Source organism: Chitinophaga sp. CCNWYY40 (genome assembly GCF_037483205.1).
Taxonomy (GTDB): Bacteria; Bacteroidota; Bacteroidia; order Chitinophagales; family Chitinophagaceae; genus Chitinophaga; species Chitinophaga ginsengisegetis.
Window position 1 is genome coordinate 568,214 of record NZ_JBBHLF010000006.1, and the last position, 22,772, is coordinate 590,985.

Annotated in this window: 19 protein-coding genes and 1 tRNA gene; 13 read left to right on the plus strand and 7 right to left on the minus strand. The window is 44.9% G+C overall.

The window, feature by feature from the left end; translation table 11 throughout:
- Nucleotides 1–4: 4 nt before the first annotated feature.
- Nucleotides 5–1,741 carry a hybrid sensor histidine kinase/response regulator gene (locus V7S65_RS25190; RefSeq protein ID WP_336388220.1) on the plus strand — a complete coding sequence of 579 codons (1,737 nt, stop codon included), beginning with the start codon at nucleotides 5–7 and terminating at the stop codon, nucleotides 1,739–1,741.
- 13 nt (nucleotides 1,742–1,754) lie between these two features.
- Here the strand turns inward: V7S65_RS25190 and V7S65_RS25195 are convergent, their stop codons facing one another.
- Nucleotides 1,755–2,888: a terpene synthase family protein gene (locus V7S65_RS25195; protein WP_336388221.1), complete on the minus strand. Its 1,134-nt coding sequence runs from the start codon at nucleotides 2,886–2,888 to the stop codon at nucleotides 1,755–1,757.
- 245 nt (nucleotides 2,889–3,133) lie between these two features.
- On the opposite strand from V7S65_RS25195, the gene V7S65_RS25200 reads away from it, so the two are divergent.
- The 5 genes from V7S65_RS25200 (at nucleotide 3,134) to V7S65_RS25220 (ending at nucleotide 7,307) form a co-directional block, all read left to right on the plus strand.
- Nucleotides 3,134–3,709, plus strand: coding sequence for a histidine phosphatase family protein (locus V7S65_RS25200; RefSeq protein ID WP_079473467.1), 576 nt, complete (start codon nucleotides 3,134–3,136; stop codon nucleotides 3,707–3,709).
- 17 nt (nucleotides 3,710–3,726) lie between these two features.
- A complete protein-coding gene (locus tag V7S65_RS25205; RefSeq protein WP_079473466.1) occupies nucleotides 3,727–4,443 on the plus strand; it encodes a response regulator transcription factor in 717 nt (238 codons plus the stop codon).
- A complete protein-coding gene (locus tag V7S65_RS25210; protein ID WP_336388222.1) occupies nucleotides 4,427–5,785 on the plus strand; it encodes a HAMP domain-containing sensor histidine kinase in 1,359 nt (452 codons plus the stop codon). Before V7S65_RS25205 ends, V7S65_RS25210 begins: the two co-directional genes overlap by 17 nt.
- Nucleotides 5,786–5,895: 110 nt before the next feature.
- Nucleotides 5,896–6,381 carry a hypothetical protein gene (locus V7S65_RS25215; RefSeq protein WP_079473464.1) on the plus strand — a complete coding sequence of 162 codons (486 nt, stop codon included), beginning with the start codon at nucleotides 5,896–5,898 and terminating at the stop codon, nucleotides 6,379–6,381.
- Nucleotides 6,382–6,392: 11 nt separating this feature from the next.
- Nucleotides 6,393–7,307 carry a bestrophin family protein gene (locus V7S65_RS25220; protein WP_079473463.1) on the plus strand — a complete coding sequence of 305 codons (915 nt, stop codon included), beginning with the start codon at nucleotides 6,393–6,395 and terminating at the stop codon, nucleotides 7,305–7,307.
- Between the two features lie 89 nt (nucleotides 7,308–7,396).
- On the opposite strand, the gene V7S65_RS25225 is transcribed toward V7S65_RS25220, so the two are convergent.
- Nucleotides 7,397–8,140: a tetratricopeptide repeat protein gene (locus V7S65_RS25225; protein WP_336388223.1), complete on the minus strand. Its 744-nt coding sequence runs from the start codon at nucleotides 8,138–8,140 to the stop codon at nucleotides 7,397–7,399.
- Between the two features lie 100 nt (nucleotides 8,141–8,240).
- Between V7S65_RS25225 and V7S65_RS25230 the strand changes: the two genes are divergently transcribed.
- The 5 genes from V7S65_RS25230 to V7S65_RS25250 all read left to right on the plus strand — a co-directional run bounded on the left by V7S65_RS25230 (nucleotide 8,241) and on the right by V7S65_RS25250 (nucleotide 14,616).
- Nucleotides 8,241–8,906: a TIGR02117 family protein gene (locus V7S65_RS25230; RefSeq protein ID WP_336388273.1), complete on the plus strand. Its 666-nt coding sequence runs from the start codon at nucleotides 8,241–8,243 to the stop codon at nucleotides 8,904–8,906.
- A 38-nt stretch (nucleotides 8,907–8,944) separates the two neighbouring features.
- Entirely contained in the window at nucleotides 8,945–9,793 is an 849-nt protein-coding gene (locus V7S65_RS25235; RefSeq protein WP_336388224.1) for a helix-turn-helix domain-containing protein, read from the plus strand.
- A gap of 78 nt (nucleotides 9,794–9,871) precedes the next feature.
- Nucleotides 9,872–10,783, plus strand: coding sequence for an AEC family transporter (locus tag V7S65_RS25240; protein ID WP_336388225.1), 912 nt, complete (start codon nucleotides 9,872–9,874; stop codon nucleotides 10,781–10,783).
- A 160-nt stretch (nucleotides 10,784–10,943) separates the two neighbouring features.
- A complete protein-coding gene (locus V7S65_RS25245; protein WP_336388226.1) occupies nucleotides 10,944–12,461 on the plus strand; it encodes a glycoside hydrolase family 43 protein in 1,518 nt (505 codons plus the stop codon).
- Nucleotides 12,462–12,477: 16 nt separating this feature from the next.
- A complete protein-coding gene (locus V7S65_RS25250; protein ID WP_336388227.1) occupies nucleotides 12,478–14,616 on the plus strand; it encodes a GH92 family glycosyl hydrolase in 2,139 nt (712 codons plus the stop codon).
- 16 nt (nucleotides 14,617–14,632) lie between these two features.
- On the opposite strand, the gene V7S65_RS25255 is transcribed toward V7S65_RS25250, so the two are convergent.
- Nucleotides 14,633–15,106 carry a hypothetical protein gene (locus V7S65_RS25255; protein ID WP_336388228.1) on the minus strand — a complete coding sequence of 158 codons (474 nt, stop codon included), beginning with the start codon at nucleotides 15,104–15,106 and terminating at the stop codon, nucleotides 14,633–14,635.
- Between the two features lie 188 nt (nucleotides 15,107–15,294).
- Here V7S65_RS25255 and V7S65_RS25260 point away from each other — a divergent pair, with 188 nt between their 5' ends.
- Nucleotides 15,295–15,693 carry a hypothetical protein gene (locus V7S65_RS25260; RefSeq protein WP_336388229.1) on the plus strand — a complete coding sequence of 133 codons (399 nt, stop codon included), beginning with the start codon at nucleotides 15,295–15,297 and terminating at the stop codon, nucleotides 15,691–15,693.
- Nucleotides 15,694–15,896: 203 nt separating this feature from the next.
- On the opposite strand, the gene V7S65_RS25265 is transcribed toward V7S65_RS25260, so the two are convergent.
- From V7S65_RS25265 to V7S65_RS25275, 3 genes are all read right to left on the minus strand, one after another.
- A complete protein-coding gene (locus V7S65_RS25265; RefSeq protein WP_336388230.1) occupies nucleotides 15,897–17,546 on the minus strand; it encodes a RagB/SusD family nutrient uptake outer membrane protein in 1,650 nt (549 codons plus the stop codon).
- Nucleotides 17,547–17,573: 27 nt separating this feature from the next.
- Nucleotides 17,574–20,543 (minus strand): SusC/RagA family TonB-linked outer membrane protein, encoded by a 2,970-nt coding sequence (locus V7S65_RS25270; protein WP_336388231.1) that lies wholly within the window; start codon nucleotides 20,541–20,543, stop codon nucleotides 17,574–17,576.
- A 696-nt stretch (nucleotides 20,544–21,239) separates the two neighbouring features.
- Entirely contained in the window at nucleotides 21,240–21,590 is a 351-nt protein-coding gene (locus tag V7S65_RS25275) for a winged helix-turn-helix transcriptional regulator (protein ID WP_079473452.1), read from the minus strand.
- Nucleotides 21,591–21,686: 96 nt separating this feature from the next.
- Here V7S65_RS25275 and V7S65_RS25280 point away from each other — a divergent pair, with 96 nt between their 5' ends.
- On the plus strand, nucleotides 21,687–22,475 hold the full coding sequence (locus V7S65_RS25280) for an SDR family oxidoreductase (protein WP_336388232.1): 789 nt from the start codon (nucleotides 21,687–21,689) through the stop codon (nucleotides 22,473–22,475).
- A 124-nt stretch (nucleotides 22,476–22,599) separates the two neighbouring features.
- Here V7S65_RS25280 and V7S65_RS25285 read toward each other — a convergent pair.
- Nucleotides 22,600–22,687, minus strand: a tRNA-Ser gene (locus V7S65_RS25285).
- Nucleotides 22,688–22,772: the final 85 nt, after the last annotated feature.

Here is a 22,772-nt window from a genome sequence, read left to right on the forward strand (position 1 = left end):
TAACATGACTATTAAAATCATTAACCAGATCAAACAAACTGTAAAATCAATTACAAGAGCAGGTACGCAGGGGCAAACAGACGATGAATTGGTATCCAGGATTATACTTGTGAACACACTCAGCCTGGTGCTGGCTTTCTTAATCCTCGTTGTAGGCGCCATATTTATGGTATTCACAAGAGAATTATCTATACTCATACCTGCTTCCATAGAATTCCTCCTTACGGTTTCGGCCATTTATATGAATCACAGGGGATACTACAGAGTGGCGGCTGCCAGTACTTTTTTGGTGCAGTGTTTTGCGTCTATTTATTTTGGCATACTACTCAGTAACCTTATTGAGCTGCAGGCAATGATCATCTTCCTGATCTCTATTATATACCTGATATTTCCAGACAGAATATCGAGAAGAATATCACTGGTGGTAGCTGTAGGCATTCTTTTGCTGCTTGAAACCTATTACCATTATCATTTTGTGGAAGCGATACATCTTCAGCAAGATGTGGCATTTATTTTTCGCATCTCAGCGATGGCGGGTGTTTTAACACTTATCATCGTGGTAAGCAAACCATATGTTCACAGTAATGATTTCAATAAACAGTTAAAGAGAAGTAATCACTTTAAAAAGATATTTGTATACCAGGTATCACATGAGCTGAGAACGCCGCTGAATGCCATCTTTGGCGTAGGACAGTTGTTAAAGCGGGAGATAAAATTAAATGAACAACTCAGGGGGATAGAACCATTGGTAGATCAACTGTTATTGGCAAGCAACCATACCCGCAATATTGTAAATGACGTGCTGGATATGGCACAGATAGAATCAGGAAATTCAGAAGTGCTGAACAGCGAAGCTTTTGAAATAACCCCCTTCATTGAAAAGTTAGTGGACATAAACAGGATAATAGCAAAAACCAGGAATATTAAGATTAAACTAAGCATAGGTGAAATACCTCCTGTGATTATTGCTGATACCTTAAAACTCAACCAGGTTATAACAAATTTGTTGGGGAATGCCATTAAATACTCCCACAAAGGCACTACCATCAACTGTTACATTGCTGCTGCCAAAAATACCTGGTCGCTGCATATTGTTAATATGGGTGATCACATTACAGAAGATAAGTTGAAAACGATATTTGATCCGTTTATTACAGATAAAAGAAAGTACACAGAAGGTGCAGGGTTGGGACTTTATATTGTACAGAATAAAGTCAATTCCATGAACGGCACTATTACTGCAGAAAGCAGCCCTACCGGGATAAACAGTTTCAAAGTAGTGTTTCCCCTGGTACCGGGCAGATATGATGATCTCAAAACGGAAAACAATGAGGAAGATGAAATTACTGACCTGAGCGACATTCATGTAGTAGTTGCTGAAGACAACGAAATGAGCGCCCTGCTGATATCCAGGTTCCTTACCCAAACCGGCTGCTCTATTTGCCTGACTACAAACGGGGCTGAAGTTCTGGAGGAAAGCAGGAAACGCACACCCGATATCATCATCATGGATTACCATATGGACATTATGGATGGGAAAGATACCCTGGTTAGTCTGAAAAAAGATCCGTTATTGAAACATATCCCTGTTATTATCGCCACCGGGGATGCCTTTTTAGAGTCGCGCGAGCTAATGATGAAAGCCGGCGCCAGTGCCTTTATTGAAAAACCAATTGACTATAAATTCCTGATAAAAGTACTTAGTCAGCAACTGCATCCACTCAGTGGCGAATTACAATAAAAAATGAATATGCTTAAACTGCGGCAGCAATAGCTGGTACTAATTGCGTTTCTTTCCAGATAGAATTTGACCGTTTATAACGTTTGGTGTAAACCTGCCATACCCAACTGGCTTGTACGCATCTTTCCAGGCCGCCAATATGTGCATCCAGCTTATCCACCATTTCTGAACCAGCAGGTAATTGCTGGTAACTCCTGTTTCTTACCCTGGTCACCAGCAATGCAAATTCCAGTAAAAACTGCTGTACAATGGCAGCAGCCTTCCTGATAATTTCCTCCAGTGAAAGGCCCGGATCATTTAACGCAAGGATCATCAGCAGGTTTGAATCTGAACTGTTGTCAATCACTTCCTTCTCAAAAGAAAAAAGATCATTCATCAAACAGCCAATAGCAGCGGTAACATATTGAAGGCGCTGCATATCAGTTTTGATACCTGCTGTTTCCATCCATTTCCAGTCAAGAAACTGCCCGTCACTATACTCAATGAGCTGTATGGTATGATGCATGCCGGAAATATGCCCCCGCATGTCAATATACTCTTCTACCGTAGGAATATGTCCGAGGGAATTGGTATTGCAATCCAGGTGTGTTACATCAATGTGGTAGTTATACATCTTTTTAAATTCCCGGAACCAATGGGCTGGCGAAGTATTATAAATATCCAGCAGCATCTCTGCATTGGCAGTTTCCACGCCATGAGCCTCCGGTACGCTTTCGAAAGGATAATCCATCTGTCCGATACGCTGCCTGACCACATTGCAGCGTTCCTGTTCGCCGGCACTCAGGTGCGTAAAAACTTCCCGTCCCATTGTGTCATTCAGAAAAAAGTCTACGGTGCAGTTTTTAAGAATATTATTCATACGATACAAATTGGCGGTAGGGAACAGGTATATGGCACAGGTGACGTAATGCTCCGCATTTTCAAGCCAGATACCATAACGCTCGCAAAACTCCTGGGCCACCCGTTTCAGCTGGCGGGAATAAGGATGAGGTCTGAATGACTGGCAAAATTCATCCAGCCTGAATTCTTCATGATTAAATAGTTGAAATAAAGAAAAGGGTTCCACCCCCTCCCTCATCATGGCAGCGTATTCTTTTTGCATTTTTTGCATTCTGGCATGAGCCAGCATCTGAACATTGTGTTTCATAAATGTTAATTTTTGAATAAGAAATGAAGAAAACTGTATTAATTGGATCCGGTTATAGGGCATGCTGATTTTCACAGGAACAAAACAGCCGCGGATGAAAGTAAGTATGGGCGACACTCCGAACAAATATATTATACTTTTAATATACAAAACGCCGCTGAATTCTGCCTGCGCCGGGAATTTTAACTATTAACCCCGGGGCGTTTTATATATATTTGTTCCCCGGAATGACTAAAAGACCCAATATGACCCAGATCGCTATTATCCGTCACGGTACCACTTCCTGGAATAAAGCAGGCAAACTGCAAGGCCATTCAGATATCCCGCTGGATGAAGAAGGCATTACGCAGGCCCTGAAACTGGGACAACGGCTCACCGGCGAAACCTGGGACCTCATTTATTCCAGTCACCTGCTCCGGGCCCGGCAAACAGCGGCCATCATTGCACAGGAGCTTAACATAGAAAGTGTAATTGAAGACCAACGTATCGGGGAAGCCGGCGGCGGCCTCATTGAAGGTACTACCGAGGAAGAACGCATCCTCCGGTGGGGCGCCAACTGGAAACTGATGGACCTCGGTATGGAAAGCAATAATGCCGTGGTAACAAGAGGACTCTCCTTTATGCAGGACCTCCTCTCCGAAAATAGTGGCAAAAAGATACTGCTGGTAAGTCATGGCAGCTTTATCCGGCAAATGCTGGACGCCCTCCTACCACAAATGCATCCTACTCCCGCCATGAAAAATACTTCCATCACGAGGCTCCAGTTCTCCGACGAAAACTGGAAATGCGAACTGTTTAATTGCGTGAGCCACCTCGAATAGAATTATATTTGTTGTTCATGAAACTATTACTGATAGAAGATGAACCTGCTGTAGTATCTGTTATTACCCGCGGCCTCTCGGAAGCCGGCTACGAAGTGAGTGTGGCCCCCGATGGTACCAGCGGACTGCAAATGGCACTCAATAACCCATCATTCCGGCTGATCATACTGGATGTAATGCTGCCCGGCATGAACGGCATAGAAGTATGCCGCTCCATTCGCAAAGCCCGGCTGGATGTGCCTATACTTATGCTCACCGCACTGGGTACAACAGAAAATATAGTAATGGGACTCGACAGCGGCGCCGATGATTACCTGGTGAAACCATTTAAGCTACAGGAGCTGGAAGCCCGCATCCGTAGCCTGATGCGGAGAAAAACCCCGGTAGATACACCCGTTCCCGTTACCTCCGCCGCTATACTCAGCATGGCAGACCTGGAACTGGATACCGATACCAAATCCGCCAGCAGGAACGGAAAAAATATCCAGCTCACCGCCACTGAATACCGGCTGCTGGAATATTTACTTAAAAATCCGAGAAAAGTGCTCTCCCGCCTGGAAATACTGGAACAGGTATGGGGCATCGAATTTAATATGAATACCAAAGTGGTGGATGTTTATATTAACTATCTCCGGAAAAAAATTAATAAATATAACCCCACAGAACTGATACATACTGTAGTGGGACTGGGTTATATGATCAGGGAAAATAAGGCCGATGAAGATACGCACTAAGATATTACTGCTATTTGCCGGGTTAACGATTTCTACAATCCTCGTGATGAGTGGACTGGTGTATTATTTCGCCAATCAACACTCCTTTGAAGACTTCTATAAACGGCTGGAAATACGCGCCTATCTTACTGCAAAAGCCACCCTTCCCTATTATGAATCCGACTCCGTGATCTATAACGAGATCCGGGAGGAACACCTGGAAAAACTGCCGGCCGAAAAGGAATACTTCCTGAAAGTGGCCGCCGATGGCACCGTTCATAAAGATGAACAACTCACCCTTCCCAACTCCTTCTACGAACAGGTGCACCGCGAAAGCAAGGCCACCTACCGCGAAGGCGACCGCTTCTACGAAGGCGTATTGTATAAAAGCAAACAGGGACTGTATATCGTAATTGTATCTGCTATTAACCAATACAGCGTGGAATACCTGGGATGGCTTCGCAAAATCCTGATCATCTGCTCCGTGGCCTCCAGCGTCATCCTGGTTGGCGCCGGCATTTTCTTCTCCAAATATATTCTAAAACCTATCCGCCACATGATGGTGCAGGTAAAAAGCATCAGCTCCCGCAACCTGCACCTGCGGCTGAATGTAGACGACAGCGGCGATGAAATCAACGACCTGGCAGGTACCTTTAACAATATGCTGGACCGGCTGGAAACCGCGTTTGAAACACAAAATAATTTTGTCAGCAACGCCTCCCATGAGCTGAGCACCCCTCTCACCGCCATCATCGGCGAAGCAGAACTGGCACTTAATAAAGAACGTACCCAGGATAAATATATCTACTCCCTGAAGAATATCCTTCATGAAGCAGGGCGACTGGAACACATCACCAAAAGCCTGCTGCACCTGGCCCAAACCGGCTTTGACGGCAAGAAACAGGAATGGGGACAAATCCGCAGCGATGAACTGCTGTTCACCGTAAAAAACACCATCGATAAACTGCACCCGGGTAACCAGGTGGAAATAGATTACAGCCTGTTCCCGGAAGAAGAAGAAAAATTAGTGATTCCCGGCAACGAACAACTGCTGGAACTGGCGCTCAGCAACATTGTGATGAATGCGGTGAAATATTCCAACAACGAACCGGTGTCCATTGCACTGGCCGCTACAGAAAAGAAAAATATTATTATCGTAAAAGACCAGGGCATCGGCATCCCCCCGGAAGATCTGCCCTATATCTTCTCCCCCTTCTTCCGCGCCTCCAATACCGGCCGTTTCAAAGGGTATGGTATCGGGCTGCCACTGGCTATGAATATTATCCGTATGCATAAGGGAGACATCATTGTAAACAGCCGTGTAAACCACGGAACCGAGATCAGGGTGGAACTTCCACTGTAGCGGCTGCTTTTCTTACCGGATTCTTACCACATTCTTACTATCTTTTAACGCGGCTCTTACTGGTTACTTATTTCACAGCAATAATTTTGTTGTTATAAAAGCTACCAGATATGAAAAATATACTCATACCCACAGATTTCTCTATCCGCTCACTCAGTTATGTACACAACATCGTAGCGCAGCATCCAGGCGAGCAGGTAAATATTATATTAATGCACGCACTGGAAATGCCGGACTCTTTGTTTGACCTGATGACCTACACCCGCAACAGCAGGCACGTGGAACTTATTTCGTCCGACTTCCAGGATGGTTGTGAAATAATCCGTAACAAATATTCATCTGCCATTAACCAGCTGAAGATAGAATTCTTTCATGGCAACACCCGCGCAGCATTACGCAATTTCCTGCTGGCACAAAACATCGACCTGATCATTCAACCAACCGATCATGAATTTAATGCGCCTTCCAAAAGAAGCTATGATCCGGAAAAACTGATCAGCAAATGCAATTATCCAAAGATGAAGATTCAACTCCAGAAACGGAAGTATGTGGTAGACAGGTCTACCATCTCAGCACTTTTGCTGGCAACAGAATAAAAAGCTAGGTTATGTTACTGAAAAATAATATCCCCTTAAATTATGTTTTTGGTAAAATAAAGATAGAAATCCTGCTGGTGACCATCTACTCACTGGCTATTAATATTCTTTATTACCAATATGATTTCACCAACCTGGTTATTCCTATAGCTGTACCAATGGTGCTGGGAACAGTGTTATCGTTACTACTCGCATTCCGCTCCAACCAGGCTTACGACCGATGGTGGGAAGCCAGGACAATATGGGGCGCAATTGTAAATGATTCACGCTCGCTGACAAGACAGGTACTAAGCCTGATGGATACTACGTATCAATCGGAAGACCTTACCCTTTTCCAGGAGCGTTTTGTAAAGCGACAGGCAGCATGGTGCTATAGTTTGGGACAATCGTTACGTAAGACAGATCCGCTCAAAGGTGTAGACAGATTATTATCAAGACGGGAATTAAACTATGTGATGAGATATGATAATGTGCCGGCTGCCTTGTTGCTTTTACATGGAAGAGATCTGAAACATGCGATGGACCAGGGTTGGATAAACCAATACCAGCAAATTGCCCTGGACCAGACGCTGACCAGGCTCTGCGACGCAATGGGTAAATGTGAACGTATTAAAAACACCGTGTTCCCGGCTACTTATAGTCTTTATACACACTTCACCGTTATCTTCTTTATACTGTTATTGCCGTTTGCCTTGATAGATGTGCTGGGCTTTATGGAAATACCCCTCGTGGTAGCCATTGCCTCATCTTTCCTGCTGATCGAAAAAATGGCGATCAACCTGCAGGACCCGTTTGAAAATAAACCTACAGATACACCGGTAACAACTATTGCCAGGAAAATTGAAAATGATCTCCGGCAAATGTTGCACGAACAGGAAGCTGCACCGGAAGAGCAGGTGGAAACACCCGCTTACTACGTACTTTAAAGCTGATTTGTGTTTAAGGCGCCCTCTCCAAAAGGGCCGTAATTTATAGCGTTAAGACAAAGGCTCCGGTATCCACCGGAGCCTCTTCTTTATAACGTAGCCAATTCTTTTTTTGATAACCATACCCACTTGCGGATCGTTCGCCTCACATAGCGGGGATGCAGATCAATTTCCTGCCCCGTTTTTTCGAACTGTGCCCGCGCTTCGCCGGTCCGGCCCTGCTTCTTCAGCAGCAATCCATAATAATACATTGCCTCCAGTGAGTGATGCACCCGGATAATTTTCTGGTACTCTTCTTCCGCCCTGCCGGTTTCCATTGTTTGTTCCAATGCGCGTGCGTACATCAGTTCATCCTCTGCCTTACTCATCCGCACACCCTTGAAAGTATTTACTTTATCAAAGCTCACAATACTCGCCGCATACTGCCCGTTCAGGAATTGGAGCCGGGCCAGTTGCAGGATAATACCCGGATCTTTGGTAAAAGTATTGGCGCACTCCAGGGTCAGCGCAATGGCTTTGTCGTATTGCTTTTGCTGTGCATAGGCATCTGCCAGCTGCATTTTGTTGGTAACTGTATCGGATATACGTACCTTCTTCTCCCACTCCTGGATACGCCCGTTGGGCCACAACGTACGCAACAGGTTTTCACCAAAGCTGCCATTGGTAATATCAGGCAATATTTCGCGGATAAAATAAACGACTACGCCTATCACCGGGATAAACAGGATAAAAAATAACCACTCCCTGCTTCTCCCCGATTTCAGGACATGCACCACACAAATAATCTGCAGAATGATAACCAGGTAATAATAGTCACTCCAAAATGGGAACATAGCAATTTCAACAACCAGGGTTAAGAAAAACTGATTCCCGGCAAAAATAATAAAATATGCTAATTTGTAGCTTTGAACCAAATGGATATTCTTGAAGAAGATGTTAAAAATTACCGGCTACTCCCTGTTAACCCTGGTGCTGCTGATCAGCGTTTACCTGTTATCGGCCTACACGCTTTCACGCATGAGCACCAGCAGGGAAATAGTGCCGGATGCGGACATCCCCATTTATATCCTCACCAACGGCGTACACACCGACCTGGTACTGCCTGTACGCACGGAACAAATAGACTGGAGCACCCGCATCCCCTTCAGCAATACCACCGGCAAAGATACCACCGCACAATGGCTGGCCTTTGGCTGGGGCGACAAAGGCTTTTACCTGGAAACCCCTACCTGGGCCGATCTTAAAGCCAGCACCGCTTTTAAGGCAGCATTCAGTCTTAGCACCGCTGCCATCCACGCCACTTACTACCGCCATCTCAGCGAAGATGAAAGCTGCCGCAGGATTATGGTCAACAAGCAACAATATGCGCGGCTGGTTCATTATATCAACAACAGCTTCCGCGCGCTCCCCGGCGAAATGCCCGTGTACATTGCCACCAATGCCAACTACGACCGGAACGATGCCTTTTATGAAGCCAAAGGCAGCTATCATCTCTTCTATACCTGTAATACCTGGGCCAATAACGGGCTGAAAAGCTGCGGCCAAAAAGCCTGCCGGTGGACCATCTTCGATACGGGCATCTTTTATCATTACCGCTGATAAAAATGCGGACACATATTGTAAATTTGAACCGGGCTATGAAAGATTTTATTCCGCGGCAGTTATTGCTGGAAACCAATCCGGTTCAACTCATCAGCATGAACCAATATGTACATGAGCTATCTACGGTAGCACACCGGCACGATCATTACATGATCATGTGGATCACTAAAGGCCACGGTACGCAAATGATCGACGGATACGAACATCAGATGCTGACCAACAGGGTGTTTTTCTTTCATCCCGGGCAGGTGCATAAAATGAACGATTTTGAGCGTGACGGCTGGATGGTGATCTTTGATGAACCTATCTATAAACTGTTCACCCGCTTTCATCCGCAGGAAGAGCTAAACGGCATGATGCAGCAGGGCGGCCACGAACCCTTTGTAGACCTGGACGAGGATACCGCAGAACTTTATGAGCATATTACCACGATGATTCAAAAAGAGCTGTTGAAATCGCCGAAAGATTTTAATATGCTCATCCACTTTGTATCCCTGTTGCTGTTGGCTGGTAATAAACTGCACGAACTGAAAAACACACTGGAACTGAAAAATAAAAACAGCTCCAAACACCTGGTACGCAACCTCACCCTGTTGATTGAGCAACATTTTAAAAAAGGTAAGCCGGTTTCCTTTTACGCCAATGCACTGAACCTGCAGCCCAGGAATCTTAACCGGGTAGTCAAATCAAAATTAGGCTATACCGTGCACGATCTGCTACAGGAAAGACTTCTCACGGAAAGCAAGATCCTGCTGGCCTCTTCTCCGCTTACTATTAAAGAGATCAGCTATAGTCTTGGCTTTGCCGATCCTTCCTATTTTAACCGTTTTTTTAAAAAGAATACCCGCCTCACCCCGGCTGCCTTCAGAACAAAAGGCGTTTAACCTCCTGCACAAAAGTGCAATTGTACTACCAGAAAGTACAATTAACCCTTCTTCCTGGTAACTAGCTTTGCTGTTATTATGATCAATTTTATAATGATAGCATTCTGTATAATGACTGGTATGGTAATGAAGTCCGCACGCCTCATTCATCCGGATGCGCACAAAGGCATCAACACCTGGATATTATACATCGCATTGCCCGCAGTATCTTTCAAATATCTCCCAAAAGTAACCTGGTCGCCCGCCATGATCCTGCCGGTGTTAAGCGCCGTGGTAGTGGTGGCCGGAAGCTGGTGCTTTATGAATATCTACTGCCGGTACAAACAATATTCAAAACGCACCCACGCTACCCTGGAACTGGCAGGCGGATACAGTAACACCTCTTTCATTGGCTTCCCGCTGATCATCGCTTACTTTGGCGAGCAGTTTATAAGTATCGCTATCATCTGTGATCAGATGACGTTCCTGATCTTATCTACCATCGGTATTATTACGGCGCTGAAGGGTAGCGCCTCCGGCAACTCCCCTGTCAGTGCAGGATTCCTTCTGAAAAAACTCCTCACCTTTCCTCCTTTCCTGGGTTGCGTGCTGGCGCTTTTGCTCAGCAGGGTAACCGATCTTTCTGTAGCGGAACCATTCTTCGATAAACTGGTAGCCACCGTAGCACCGCTGGCATTATTTTCTATCGGCCTCCAGTTAAAATTCAGCGGCTGGAGAAAAGAGATCTCCCAGGTATCGGTGGTGCTGTTATACAAACTTCTGCTGGCGCCCGCGTTGGTAGTGGTGGCGGCACTGTTGCTTAAAGAACGCAGCGATATAGCCAGGATCAGTATTTTTGAGGCTGCCATGCCCACCTTAGTAACCTCCGGCGTAATAGCGGAACAATTTAGGCTGAATACCAGGGTCATAAATTTAATTATTGGTATCAGCATCCTGGTGAGCTTTCTGACCACTGCCGCCTGGTTTGAAATACTTAAACATGTCTTTTAACTATCCCACTATTTTAACAAGATAAGATTCAACCCCATAATGAGACTTTACAATGAAGGAATGAGATGTTTTAGTGAAAAAACATCCACATAACCTTCTATTTTTGTTCCCACCGGTTTCTAATCCACCTTACCCGGCTATTCCATAAATGATTATAAAGATGAGATTTAAACTCCCGGTACTGGCTATCTGCGCGCTTCTGACAGGTACTCATGCTTCAATAGCCCAGCAGGCAAATATCCCCGGCGACTTTGCAGATCCTTCCATTATCCGGAAGGGCAGCAGCTTCTATGCCATCGGCACGTCAAGCGAATGGGGACCGCACTTTCCGATCTTCCGTTCAAATAACCTGCAACAATGGGAACAGACAGGTTTCTTATTTGATAAAGCGCCTTCCTGGACTTCTTCTTCGTTCTGGGCGCCGGAATATTTCTTTCATCACAATACCTATTACGTTTATTATACAGCGAAAAGAAAGAGCGATGGCGTTTCCTGCATAGGCGTGGCCACCTCGGCATTCCCGGATCATGGCTTCAAAGATCATGGCATTATCATAGAACATGGCAAGGAAGCCATCGACGCATTTGTATTTAACGACAACGGGCAATTATACATCACCTGGAAAGCCTATGGCCTGGATGACCGGCCTATTGAGATCCTCGGGAGTAAACTCTCCGGTGATGGACTTTCACTGACAGGCAAGCCTTTCACCCTGTTAAAAGATAATGCCCGTTCGGGTATGGAAGGACAAAGCATCATAAAAAAAGGCAACTACTATTACCTCTTTTATTCCGCAGGTAATTGCTGTGGCGTGTCATGCAGCTACCTGGTTAACGTAGCCCGCGCAACCACCATCACCGGGCCTTACGAAGAAGATACCAATAATCCCGTGCTGACTGACAACGGGAACTGGAAATGCCCCGGACATGGCACCTTTGTACAGGATACTGCGGGCAACGACTTTTATATTTACCATGCCTATAACAAAGCCAGCAATGTGTTTACCGGCAGGGAAGCATTAATTTCGTCTTTGTCGTGGAAGCCCGACCAGTGGCCTGCGCTCAGGCCTGTTCCCGTGGCGTCAAACAGCAAAGAGAACACTCATCTTCATTATAACTTTGCGCAACCAACAAAGAAAATATTCTGGCAGTGGGATTTTAGAAATATGAAGCCGGTATTCAGTCAAACGGGTGGAAAGTTGCAGCTGTCGGGGTTATACAACAGCAATCATCCGGCTGGCATAGCGCTCACCCTCAGACCTTATGCAGCGGTTTATGAAATCAGTACTGCCGTATTGAATAATAACAAGGCCGGCAAAGGATTAATTATTTATGGAGATGTATCTGCCGCCGTTGGCATTGCTGTACGCCAGGATAAAGTGGAATTCTGGGTAATAAAGGATGGAAAGAGAAATGTACTCAGCGAACAGAAAGTACCTGATACCGGTAAGCCTGTACACCTGAAAATGGTGATGCTGCCTGATTTTACCTGTAAGGTGTATTGGAAACAACAGGCCACCTGGGAAGAGCTTACACCGGATAAGAAAGCATACCCTGTAGGATTCCTTCCACCATGGGACCGTAGTCCGCGGCCGGGATTGAACTTCCAGGGCAGCGCGGATGAAAACGCCGCATTCGGCTTCTTTGATATCAGGTACACCGGTGAAATACCGCAATAAAATAAATCACACAGGAATGAGAAAGCAAACTTTAGGCGCGTTATTGATTCTGCTGTTTACTTCCGTTGCGGGTAGCAGTCAAACCTATACAAAATATGTAAATACTTTCATCGGTACTGCACCGATGACGGATCCTAAAATCCTGGGCTATGAGCTGCCACGCGGCTGGAGATCATGGGCCGGGCTTACCTTCCCCGGCAGCTCCCTCCCAAATGCAATGGTGCAGTTAAGCCCTATGACGGAATACGGTTCCGGCGCAGGCTATGAATATGAAGACTCCGTAATTTACGGCTTTACCCATACCAATAAGGGACACTGGAACCTCTGTAATATCCCCGTGTTACCGGTTTCAAATCCAGGGGAAAAATTCGGCTCTCACTTCTCCCATAAAAAAGAAAGTGCAGCTCCCGGGTTCTACCAGGTATACCTGGACGACTATGAGGTGAATGTCAGTCTTACTTCCACTTTAAGGTGCGGCTACCACCGGTATGAATATAAGAATAACACCAACCGGCAAATCCTCTTCGACCTGGCAAAGGCCAATAATAAAGTAAACGGCTGGAACATTGAACAGGTGGGTGCTTCCGCGTTGCAGGGATACCAGCAGGCAGGCGGAAAAATCTACTTCTATGCCATCCTCAATACCAATATTGAAAAACTGGAAAAGAAAGAAGAAGGTAAAAGCAACGGCTTTGCGATGGTGCATTTAGCCAACGGCAGCACCACGCCGGTTGAACTGAAAATAGGAATATCATTTGTCAGTACAGAGAACGCCAAAGAAAACCTGGAGAAAGAAATTGGTCATAAATCCTATAATGACATCCGGAAAGAAGCCACCCAAAAATGGGAAGCGCTCTTGTCTGCTATCCAGGTAAAAGGCGGTACTGCCAAACAAAAGGAAATGTTTTACTCCTGCCTGTACCGCTCCTTCCTGTGGCCAGCCTTGCGCAGCGATGTAAACGGACAGTTTACAGATGCCAAACACCAGGTGGCAAAAGCTGATTTCAATTATTATACCGAGCCTTCTTTGTGGGATACCTACCGGAATAAAGATGTGCTGCTGGGGCTTATTTCCCCGCAGGTAACGCTGGATGTAATTAAATCTATGAAAGATGTGGGAGATAAAACCGGTTTTATACCTACCTTTTTTCATGGCGATCACGGCTCCTCATCAATTGCAGGAGCTTACCTGCGAGGCATTGACGGTTTCGATATCAAAGGCACGTATCAGATACTGTTGAAAAACGCCACCGTAGAAGGCGGAGCGCGGCCGTTTATCAAAGAGTATATGGAGAAAGGATTTATCAGCGATCCCGCAGTAACTAACCCTCACGTAGAAACGAAAGGAAAGGCGGGCGTGTCCAAAACACTGGAGTATTCCTACGACGACTACTCAGTGGCGCAGATTGCAAAAAAACTTGGCGACACGGCTAATTACAACATGCTGATGACAAGGTCCAAGAACTACAAAAATATGTTTGATCCATCTACCCGGTTTATGAGAGGGAAACTGGAAAACGGAGAATGGATTAAGGATTTTAATCCGCAATATCCTTATTACGAATACATGTACAGGGAGGCCAATGCATGGCAGGTATCTTTTTTTGCACCCCACGATATGCCCGGCCTGATAGCACTATATGGCGGTGCCAAAGGGTTTGAATCCAAACTCGATTCGCTGTTCACCATTCCCTGGAACCCCAGCTATATTGCGAGAAATGTAGAAACGATGATAGGCCAGTATTGCCACGGCAACCAACCGGATCATGAAGCGCCTTTTGCTTACTACTTTATCGGAAAACCGGAAAAATCACAAAAGATCATCGACACTATTTTGAATACTTTATACGGCATCGGCGACGAAGGACTGGCGCTTTGCGGAATGGATGATGCGGGCGAAATGTCGTCCTGGTATGTATTCAGTGCATTGGGGCTTTACACTTTTTCTGCTACCGATCCGGAATACCTTGTTACCGTTCCGTTGTTTGATGAAGTAAAATGGAGAACCAGCAACGGTAAACTGCTCACTATTTCCAAACCGGGTAAAGGCAGGAACTTAACCGCCATTAAAGTAAATGGCAGGGAGAACAAAGGATATTTTGTATCACACGATTTATTTAAACAGGGAGGGAAGATAGAGATCTTTACGAAGTAAGTGACTCACATAGCGATTACCTTCGCTTTATTAAATCCTTTCCCTTCCTGGTATACAACACCACCGCCGGACATGGAGGATGTAAATCCTGGAAAATTTTAGCATAGGAAAAATCTGACAACGGGCGGCTGGCTACTATTCCATAGCTAACCTCCACTTCGTCTATATAATATTGTATACCGGAAGAACAGGAAAGAATACTATTGGTGGCCCATCCCCGTGGCAGTTCTTTATTCAAAAAGTCTAAAACAAAATATTCCCTTCCGGGATTTATCGGATCCCGTAAATCGAAGGTATAATGTTCAATAGGTTTAAATTCATCTTTAATAACATACTGTTTATTTAACGCAAGGTGCCTGTCTTTCCAACGTGCTCTTACAGTTACCTCCTTCAACTTTTTGGTTTTAGGAATGGTATCAGATGTACGTTCCTGCGCCATTACAGCAAAAGGCAACAAGAATAAAACAACTGTAAATATTACACGTATCATGATGTCCAACCCGTTTTCATGTTTAAAACATATAGTGTTCCTATATAATTACACATGAAAACAGGATAGCGTACGCGTTTCTTTAAAAAAAACACAAACCTGTGATTATAATGAATGTATAAACTTGTCGCTTCTGTACTATTGTTTAATAGTAAGGATAGCTAATTTCATTTCCTAAATACTATTTTATGGAAAATAAAATAAAACGACGTTTAAAATGGAATACAGTGACTAAAACAGTGGTTGTACTTTTAATTGGGTTATTGGGTTCATTATCAATTCATGCCCAAACGCTTCCTCCGCCTCGACCTAATCCCCCTGGGCCAGTACTGTCTGTGTATGAGCGGGAATTTAATTACGGTTACGAGGAAGGTGCAAAATTTGCCGGCAGAAAGGACCGCGCGAATTACGAGTATTTCCTCAGGAGATATTATGACGGCATAAGAATGTATCCGGAAAACGATGATTTTTATCGTGGAAGGTTCGAGGGTCTTACCTATGGCTGGATGGAAAATCAGCCGGAGCCTGATTTGACCCTGTATAGAAAATTGAAGGAAGCATTGGAGCGTGACCGCACAGATCCTTGAGCAGGTTGAAGCTGACGAAAGATTATCTAATTATCAAAATGAGTTAAAAGATATCTGATTTGATATTTTTAGCTCATTTTTATTTTATCAGTAGTTGTAAAACTCCTTTTTAATATAAGGCAAAATGCAGTAACAAAAAGAAGAGGCTGCATCATTTATTTATGATACAGCCTCTACGTTATTTATTTTTTTTTAAAAGAATTTTAATACCCCGGGTTGGGTACCAGGTTCGGATTCAGTGCCAGCTCTATTGCAGGAATAGGAAACACCCGGCGGAAAACATCGTTATCAACCGGTTTGAAACCCCATTTGCCTTCAAATTTACCAAAGCGGATCAGGTCATTTCTTCTCCAGGCTTCCCAGGCAAATTCGCGGGCGCGCTCTTCCAGGATCATAGGCAGCGTAGTACCCACCAATGGAGTGGTACCTGCACGGCTGCGGATCTTATTCACCAATACATCGGCGGTTTGCAGCTCTCCTTTCACCACTGTAGGCGTGGCGCCACGGAGAATCGCTTCTGCTTTCATCATGATCACATCAGCCAGGCGTAACACGGGAATATCTGTGTTCTGGAAACGGGTGGCTGTATTCAGGTTTTTATCAGGATAATATTTGATGGAACGCACACCTTTTAATTGTCCCTTCAGATCGTTGCCTACATCCAGCTTGGCTTCTCCACCGGCTTTCAGCGTTAAAGCTGGTGAAATTTCCACCCACCAGTCGATAGGGGTATCTGCACCGGTAGATGAAGCGTCCAACGTTTTGGTAGTGGTATGAACAATGTTGGGAGTACCATCTTTGTTATACTGTTTACCGGATAACCAGGTATTGTTACGAACATCGTTCGGCTGGTTAAAATAAGCATAGAAGTCGGGAATAGTACTCAGCGCCACGCTGGGACCAAATGCCGCCGGCAGGTCGAAACGTTCCTTCAGGAAAGGATGCAGACAGAAACGTGTAAAGTGGCAACCGGGGATAAGATTGGCGTCATAAGGAATGGCAAAAATGGTTTCTTTGATCTGCGGGCCATTATCCGGTTTAAAGATCGATGCAAAATCGGCATCCAATGAATAAGGCGCATTCAGGAGGATGCTGTCTGCCATTGCTACCGCCTCAGTATAACGCGGTGTGCCGGTATAGTATTCTGCATTGAGATACATTTTTTCCAGTAATGCAAAAGCCAGCCATTTGGTGGCACGTCCATAGGTGCTGCCATCCACTTTGGTGGTAAGATTGGGCAATGCTGACTTCAATGTGTTCTCGATAAAGGCAAATACTTCCTTACGCGGTTTCGTGGCCGGGAGCGTGTTTACCGGGAAACTATCCAGTACGGGAATATTACCATACAGGTCCATCATAAAAAAGTAGAAAAGCGAACGCATGGTCTTCAGTTCCGCAAGAGAAGCGGATTTATAATCCCCTGCAGGTAACCCGTTTACCAGGTTGATGGCGTTGTTGGCGATATTAATGCCGCCAAAACCCCACTGCCAGGAACTAATCACGTATGGATGACTGCTGCCCCATGTATGCAGGTGCATAAAACGGTATTTTCCGCCATCGTCGTAGTTACCATCACGGGCCGGAATAATGGCCTCGTCGGTAGAGAACTCCTGTAACATCCAGTAGTCCACTCCATAACTAAAGCCGGTGCCATTCATCCAGTAGGTGGCATCCCCTGATTTAGTATTCGCCAGCTGTGAATACACAGCTCCAATGGCAGCCGCATAGGATGCGTTGTTGGAGGGAAAGTTGGAAGGTGTATATTTCGACTCAACATCTACGTCCAGCTTGCTGCAGGCCGTAAGCACCATTGCGGCAAGCAGGAAAACACCAAGGATTTTTTTATAGCGCATATCTTTATTTTTAAATAGTCAGATAAATTAGAAAATGGCATTCAGCCCAAAAATGAATGACCGGGTTTTAGGATAATAGTTCCTGGCGTCAATACCTGGTGTAAGGCCACCAAGATCAATTTCAGGGTCTATGCCTGTATAATCTGTAATAGTAAATACATTGTTAACGTTACCGTATATACGTAGTTTACTGATGTAGTTACTTTTAATCTTGAAAGTATACCCCAGTGTCAGGTTGTCCAAACGCAGATAGGAACCATTTTCCAGGAACCTGTCGGAGATCAGGAAAGAGTTCTTGTCGTTATAGGATTCCCCTGTTGTAAATTTCAGGATGTTGGTCATTTTCGCATCTGTTGGCGTGTTCAATGCAGCGGTGGTAGCGTTGAGTATCTTATTGCCGGATACCCCGCGGATAAAGATATTCAGATCAAATCCCTTATAGGTGAAGGTGTTGCTCCATCCGTAGTTAATGCTGGGTTGCGCATTGCCCGCCTGCATCAGGTCGCCGATGCTTGGCGAGGTAGTAACTGTACCATCTGCCTTCTGATAGGTAGATACGCCATCTTTATCTTTCCCCAGGTAATGGAACAGCGTGAATGTACCAATGGGTTGTCCTTCCAGGATTTTCTGGCTCCAGTTACCGGACTGTCCTTTACCACCAAGTATGGCGGTAGGAATGTCCTTCAGTGTAAACCGTCCGCTGGAAAGTGCGCTGATGCTATTGGTATTATGTGATACGTTGACGGAAGTTTTCCACGAGAAATTTTTATTGCTTACCGGTTCTGCATTGAGTACTACTTCTACCCCCTTATTACTTACTTTACCAACGTTTGCCAGCAGCGTGGTGGTAATGTATTGAGTGGTAGATACCGGGTAGTTCCAGATAAGATCTGAAGTTTGTTTATCGTAGTAATCCACTGCGCCGCTCAGCCGTCCTTTAAAGATGGCAAAGTCGATACCGGCATTGAACATAGCGGTACGTTCCCATTTCAGGTCGGGGTTAGGGTTTTGCACAGGAGCGATGGCATTGATCAGGTTACCATTATCATAATAACGGCCCGTGTTGCTGTATTGCAGCTGCGCCGCCAGTGGATCAAAGCCCAGCGAGTTACCGGACACACCATAACTCACCCTGAGTTTGAGGTCATCAAAGAAGTCGTTCTTTTTCATAAACGGTTCCTGGCTGATACGCCATCCTGCTGATACTGCCGGGAAATAACCCCAGCGGTTGTTTTTGCCAAAAGCAGAGGAACCATCATTACGCAACGATGCCTGGAAATAATATTTGTCTGCATACTGGTAATTGATCCTGCCATAGTAAGAAATCAAGCGCAGGGTGGTAAGCGTACTGGTAGCAGAGTTATCGAATACTACGGTACCGGGGGGCGGGTTGCTCAGGCTAAGATTATTCCAGGAAAGTGCATCACTGCCAAATCCCTGTGTGCTTACGCCAAAGCCATCGCCATTATGGTCTTCCTGCCAGGAGTAACCAGCCAATACCTTAAAATTATGCTTGCCAACCGTTTTATCATAGTTAAAATAAGATTCAATGATGTTACGGGTGTTGGTCCAGGCCAGGCGGGTAGCTTTACCGTTGAGTCCTTTCGCGAGTACTGACAAGCTGTTGTAATACACATTTCTGGTTACCTGCTCACGCTGAGTGGAAAGGCTCAGTGTATAAGTAAGACCCGGGAGTATTTTCACTTCAGCAAGACCATTACCCAGGAACTTGTTGATTTTTGTTTCGTCGCTGTTGTTGGCGATGAGTGCTACCGGGTTATTACTACCGCGGATATTACCGGCATAGTCTTCCGTAAAACTTCCGTCAGGTTGTTTTACCAATACGGTAGGCAGGTAGTTAAGCATATTCGACAATACTGCGTCGGGCACATTGTTTTGTGTGGTAGATGAGTTGAAAATGTTCACTCCAAGCCGCAAACGGTCGTTAAATGCTCGCTGATCGATGTTGGCGCGGAGCCCCATTCTCTTCAGCGATGAACCCTCGATGATACCGGGGTTGTCGAGATAGTTGACGCTAAAACCATAGGTAGTACTTTTTGATCCACCCATGAGCGACAGGTTATGATTATGAGAAACGGCATCGCGTTGTACTTCCTTTTGCCAGTCGGTATTTACCGGTGTAGTGGTACCGGGATATACATTGTTGTTAACGGCGGCAAGTGCCTGGCCATTATCTGCCAGGTATTTCCGCAACTCATCACCGGTAAGTACTTCGAGTCGTTTGGATACTTTTTCAAGGCCAACATAGGCGTTATAGGCAATACGCAGCTGATCCGCTTTGGGCCGGCGGGTAGTCACCATGATTACGCCGTTGGCGGCCCTGGCGCCATAGATAGCAGTGGAGGCGCCATCCTTGAGAACGTCGATGCTTGCGATATCATCCGGCGCCACCATATCGATAGGCGCACCCGGCACACCATCAATCACGTAAAACGGTTCCTGGGCCCCACTGCGCAAGGTCGATGGCCCTCTCAGTATTACGCTGGGGTTCTGGTTGGGGTTACCACTTTTTGTAATCGTTAAACCAGGCACTTTACCCTGTAGTAACATCGACGGAGAGGCAATTACACCCTGTGTAAATTCTCCTGAACTGACGGAGCTGATAGCGCCGATCACATTCTTTTTACTGGTTTTACCATAACCGGTGATTACCACATCATTCAGCTGTTTTAGCTGCGCCTGCAAAGATACATGGAGGCTGTGCACTCCGTTCACATTTACATCCTTGCTTTCGTACCCTACAAATGCAATATGCAGGGTACTGTTACCATTGGCAACTTCTAAACGATAATTTCCCTCTACATCCGATACCACGCCATTGCGCGTACCAGCTTCAGAAATACTTACACCCGGGAGGGGCTGATTTTTGTCGTCTGTAATCCTGCCCTGAACCCTGAATTTGTCCTGCGCTACCGCCGGTAAAAAGGCGATGCACAGGCATACTACCCAGCATAGGGAGGCAGTCAACAGTTTCACAGGAAATCGTAATGAAAACCTACGATAATAGATTTTGTTCATAAAGCAATCTTTAAGTGATTTGTTTGTTTAATTAGTGATAATTGGTCGTTATTATTGATTAAAAGACGGGCTACACTAAGCCGGTGGCATTAGCATTCGTTAAAGTGATGTTTTAAAATAAATTTATGGCAGCTCCTCAAAAGCAAATCAGGCCATAAAACTAAAAATGTTGTTATTGAATTAACAGAAGATCATGTTATCAGATTGTTACATTAGATTTTGGTTGCTTACTACATTGTCACTAAAGGTTTTCAAATAATCGTGGATCGGGTCTTCAGGAATTCCAGGCTAAAGTTGCTGAACAAACCGTAATTAATATACAATAAAATTAGTATTACCGGGATAAAATAAGCGGTCAAAACAAAAAAATAAACCCCAATAGTATTGGGGTATGGGTTGCAACATCTAAAACTACCTTTTCCTGCATGCGCGATGGGCGACCAGCGTGCTATCAAAGTAGTAGACGGCACAACCGAGGCCGTGTCCGGGGAACATTGGAAGCTGTTTAAGCCTGATGCCTTATCCCAATAAAAAACTTCACTGATCGAGTGGCTCGGTTTTGTGCCGTGAGGCGGAGAGAGCGAGTTATTACAGTTTCAAAAATGGATTCCTTCAGGCCTTGAAGTAAAAACTGTTTTAAATTGATAATTGAACTTATAGTTTTCCGTGGAGCTTTTTCCGATGGGTTTTACCCCATTTTTCTAATGGAGCTGCCACTTCTTCTGTAGTTAAACAGTAATCCGTAATAGTATACTCGATCCTTACGGGATAGTCGTTTATCACGTCTCTTCTAATCAGTAAATTTTCCTCCAGGTGCTTTAGCTCTTTAGATAACACACGATTGGTGATGCCGGGAATAGACCCCGCTATGTCATTGAAACGCTTGTTACCACTATAAATCGAAAGGATAACCGGTAACTTCCATTTGCCGCCTAGTACAAACATGGTGTCCTGTATGGCTTTGATCTTTTCTTTAAAATGCTTTTCGTTGTCTTTTTGTGTCATAGGAGTACTAAAAAAGGATTAAGTATCCTTTTGGATACAGGTATCAAATATATACTTTCTCAGGTATATTTTTGATACTCGCGAAAAATCAAGAATATGAAAACAATATTTATTACAGGTGCTTCATCAGGCATCGGCAAAGCAACTGCAAGATTATTTCAGGCTAAAGGCTGGAAGGTAATAGCCACCATGAGAACACCGGAAAAGGAAACGGAACTGACAATGCTTGAAAATGTGACCATTCTCCCTTTAGACGTTACTAACAATGCACAAATTCAGTCAACGGTTCAATCGGCAATTTCGTCAGGCAACATCGACGTTGTATTAAATAATGCCGGTCATGGCTTGTTTGGCCCTGTGGAAGCTGTTAATGAAGAACAGATATTAAAACAGGTTAACATTAATTTTTTGGGGCCATTGAAAGTCATCCAGGCATTTATACCTTATTTCAGGGAGAAGAAAGCGGGATTGTTTATCAATACCACATCTACGGCCGGACTTACAGGCTTTCCGCTAGGCAGTATCTACAACGCCACCAAATGGGCGTTAGAAGGTTTAAGCGAATGCTTATCCATTGAATTATCAATGTTTGGTATAGGTGTTAAAACAGTTTCACCGGATGCAACGAAAACTAATTTATTTACCGCTGCCGATGTAGTTTCGCATTCTTTATACGATGGCGTAATACAGAAGATGCTCGGCAGCATACAGCAATCCAGTGAACCCATAAACATCGCGGAAGTTATTTTTAGTGCTGCAACTGACGGAAAGGACCAGCTGCGCTATCCTGCCGGCAAAGCGGCACAGCAAATCTATTCAAGGCGTCTTGAGATTGGCCCGGAAGCTTCAAGGATTGAAACTACTAAATGGTTCCTGAGTTTGTAAAAAAGGGCATTCCGACCTATTGAAACCCAAAGGGATTCGACACATTTTTCTATGAACAAATAGAAAAAACAGACACATTAATGCAAAAAGAGGAAGAATTATTACTAATTCTTCCTCTTTTTTCTGGCGGAGAGTCAGGGATTCGAACCCCGGGACCTGTTACAGTCAACAGTTTTCAAGACTGCCGCAATCGACCGCTCTGCCAACTCTCCAGGCTGCGAAAGTATAAAACGAATTGATTCTAAAAAAATTTGTTTTGCTTTTTTTATTAGAAAAATTTCGTTAAGAAGTAGCCCC

Coding starts and splice junctions, on each gene's coding strand:
- V7S65_RS25190 (WP_336388220.1), top strand. CDS start 5: ATGACTATTAAAATCATTAACCAGATCAAACAAACTGTAAAATCAATT.
- V7S65_RS25195 (WP_336388221.1), bottom strand. CDS start 2,888: ATGAAACACAATGTTCAGATGCTGGCTCATGCCAGAATGCAAAAAATG.
- V7S65_RS25200 (WP_079473467.1), top strand. CDS start 3,134: ATGACCCAGATCGCTATTATCCGTCACGGTACCACTTCCTGGAATAAA.
- V7S65_RS25205 (WP_079473466.1), top strand. CDS start 3,727: ATGAAACTATTACTGATAGAAGATGAACCTGCTGTAGTATCTGTTATT.
- V7S65_RS25210 (WP_336388222.1), top strand. CDS start 4,427: ATGAAGATACGCACTAAGATATTACTGCTATTTGCCGGGTTAACGATT.
- V7S65_RS25215 (WP_079473464.1), top strand. CDS start 5,896: ATGAAAAATATACTCATACCCACAGATTTCTCTATCCGCTCACTCAGT.
- V7S65_RS25220 (WP_079473463.1), top strand. CDS start 6,393: ATGTTACTGAAAAATAATATCCCCTTAAATTATGTTTTTGGTAAAATA.
- V7S65_RS25225 (WP_336388223.1), bottom strand. CDS start 8,140: ATGTTCCCATTTTGGAGTGACTATTATTACCTGGTTATCATTCTGCAG.
- V7S65_RS25230 (WP_336388273.1), top strand. CDS start 8,241: ATGTTAAAAATTACCGGCTACTCCCTGTTAACCCTGGTGCTGCTGATC.
- V7S65_RS25235 (WP_336388224.1), top strand. CDS start 8,945: ATGAAAGATTTTATTCCGCGGCAGTTATTGCTGGAAACCAATCCGGTT.
- V7S65_RS25240 (WP_336388225.1), top strand. CDS start 9,872: ATGATCAATTTTATAATGATAGCATTCTGTATAATGACTGGTATGGTA.
- V7S65_RS25245 (WP_336388226.1), top strand. CDS start 10,944: ATGAGATTTAAACTCCCGGTACTGGCTATCTGCGCGCTTCTGACAGGT.
- V7S65_RS25250 (WP_336388227.1), top strand. CDS start 12,478: ATGAGAAAGCAAACTTTAGGCGCGTTATTGATTCTGCTGTTTACTTCC.
- V7S65_RS25255 (WP_336388228.1), bottom strand. CDS start 15,106: ATGATACGTGTAATATTTACAGTTGTTTTATTCTTGTTGCCTTTTGCT.
- V7S65_RS25260 (WP_336388229.1), top strand. CDS start 15,295: ATGGAAAATAAAATAAAACGACGTTTAAAATGGAATACAGTGACTAAA.
- V7S65_RS25265 (WP_336388230.1), bottom strand. CDS start 17,546: ATGCGCTATAAAAAAATCCTTGGTGTTTTCCTGCTTGCCGCAATGGTG.
- V7S65_RS25275 (WP_079473452.1), bottom strand. CDS start 21,590: ATGACACAAAAAGACAACGAAAAGCATTTTAAAGAAAAGATCAAAGCC.
- V7S65_RS25280 (WP_336388232.1), top strand. CDS start 21,687: ATGAAAACAATATTTATTACAGGTGCTTCATCAGGCATCGGCAAAGCA.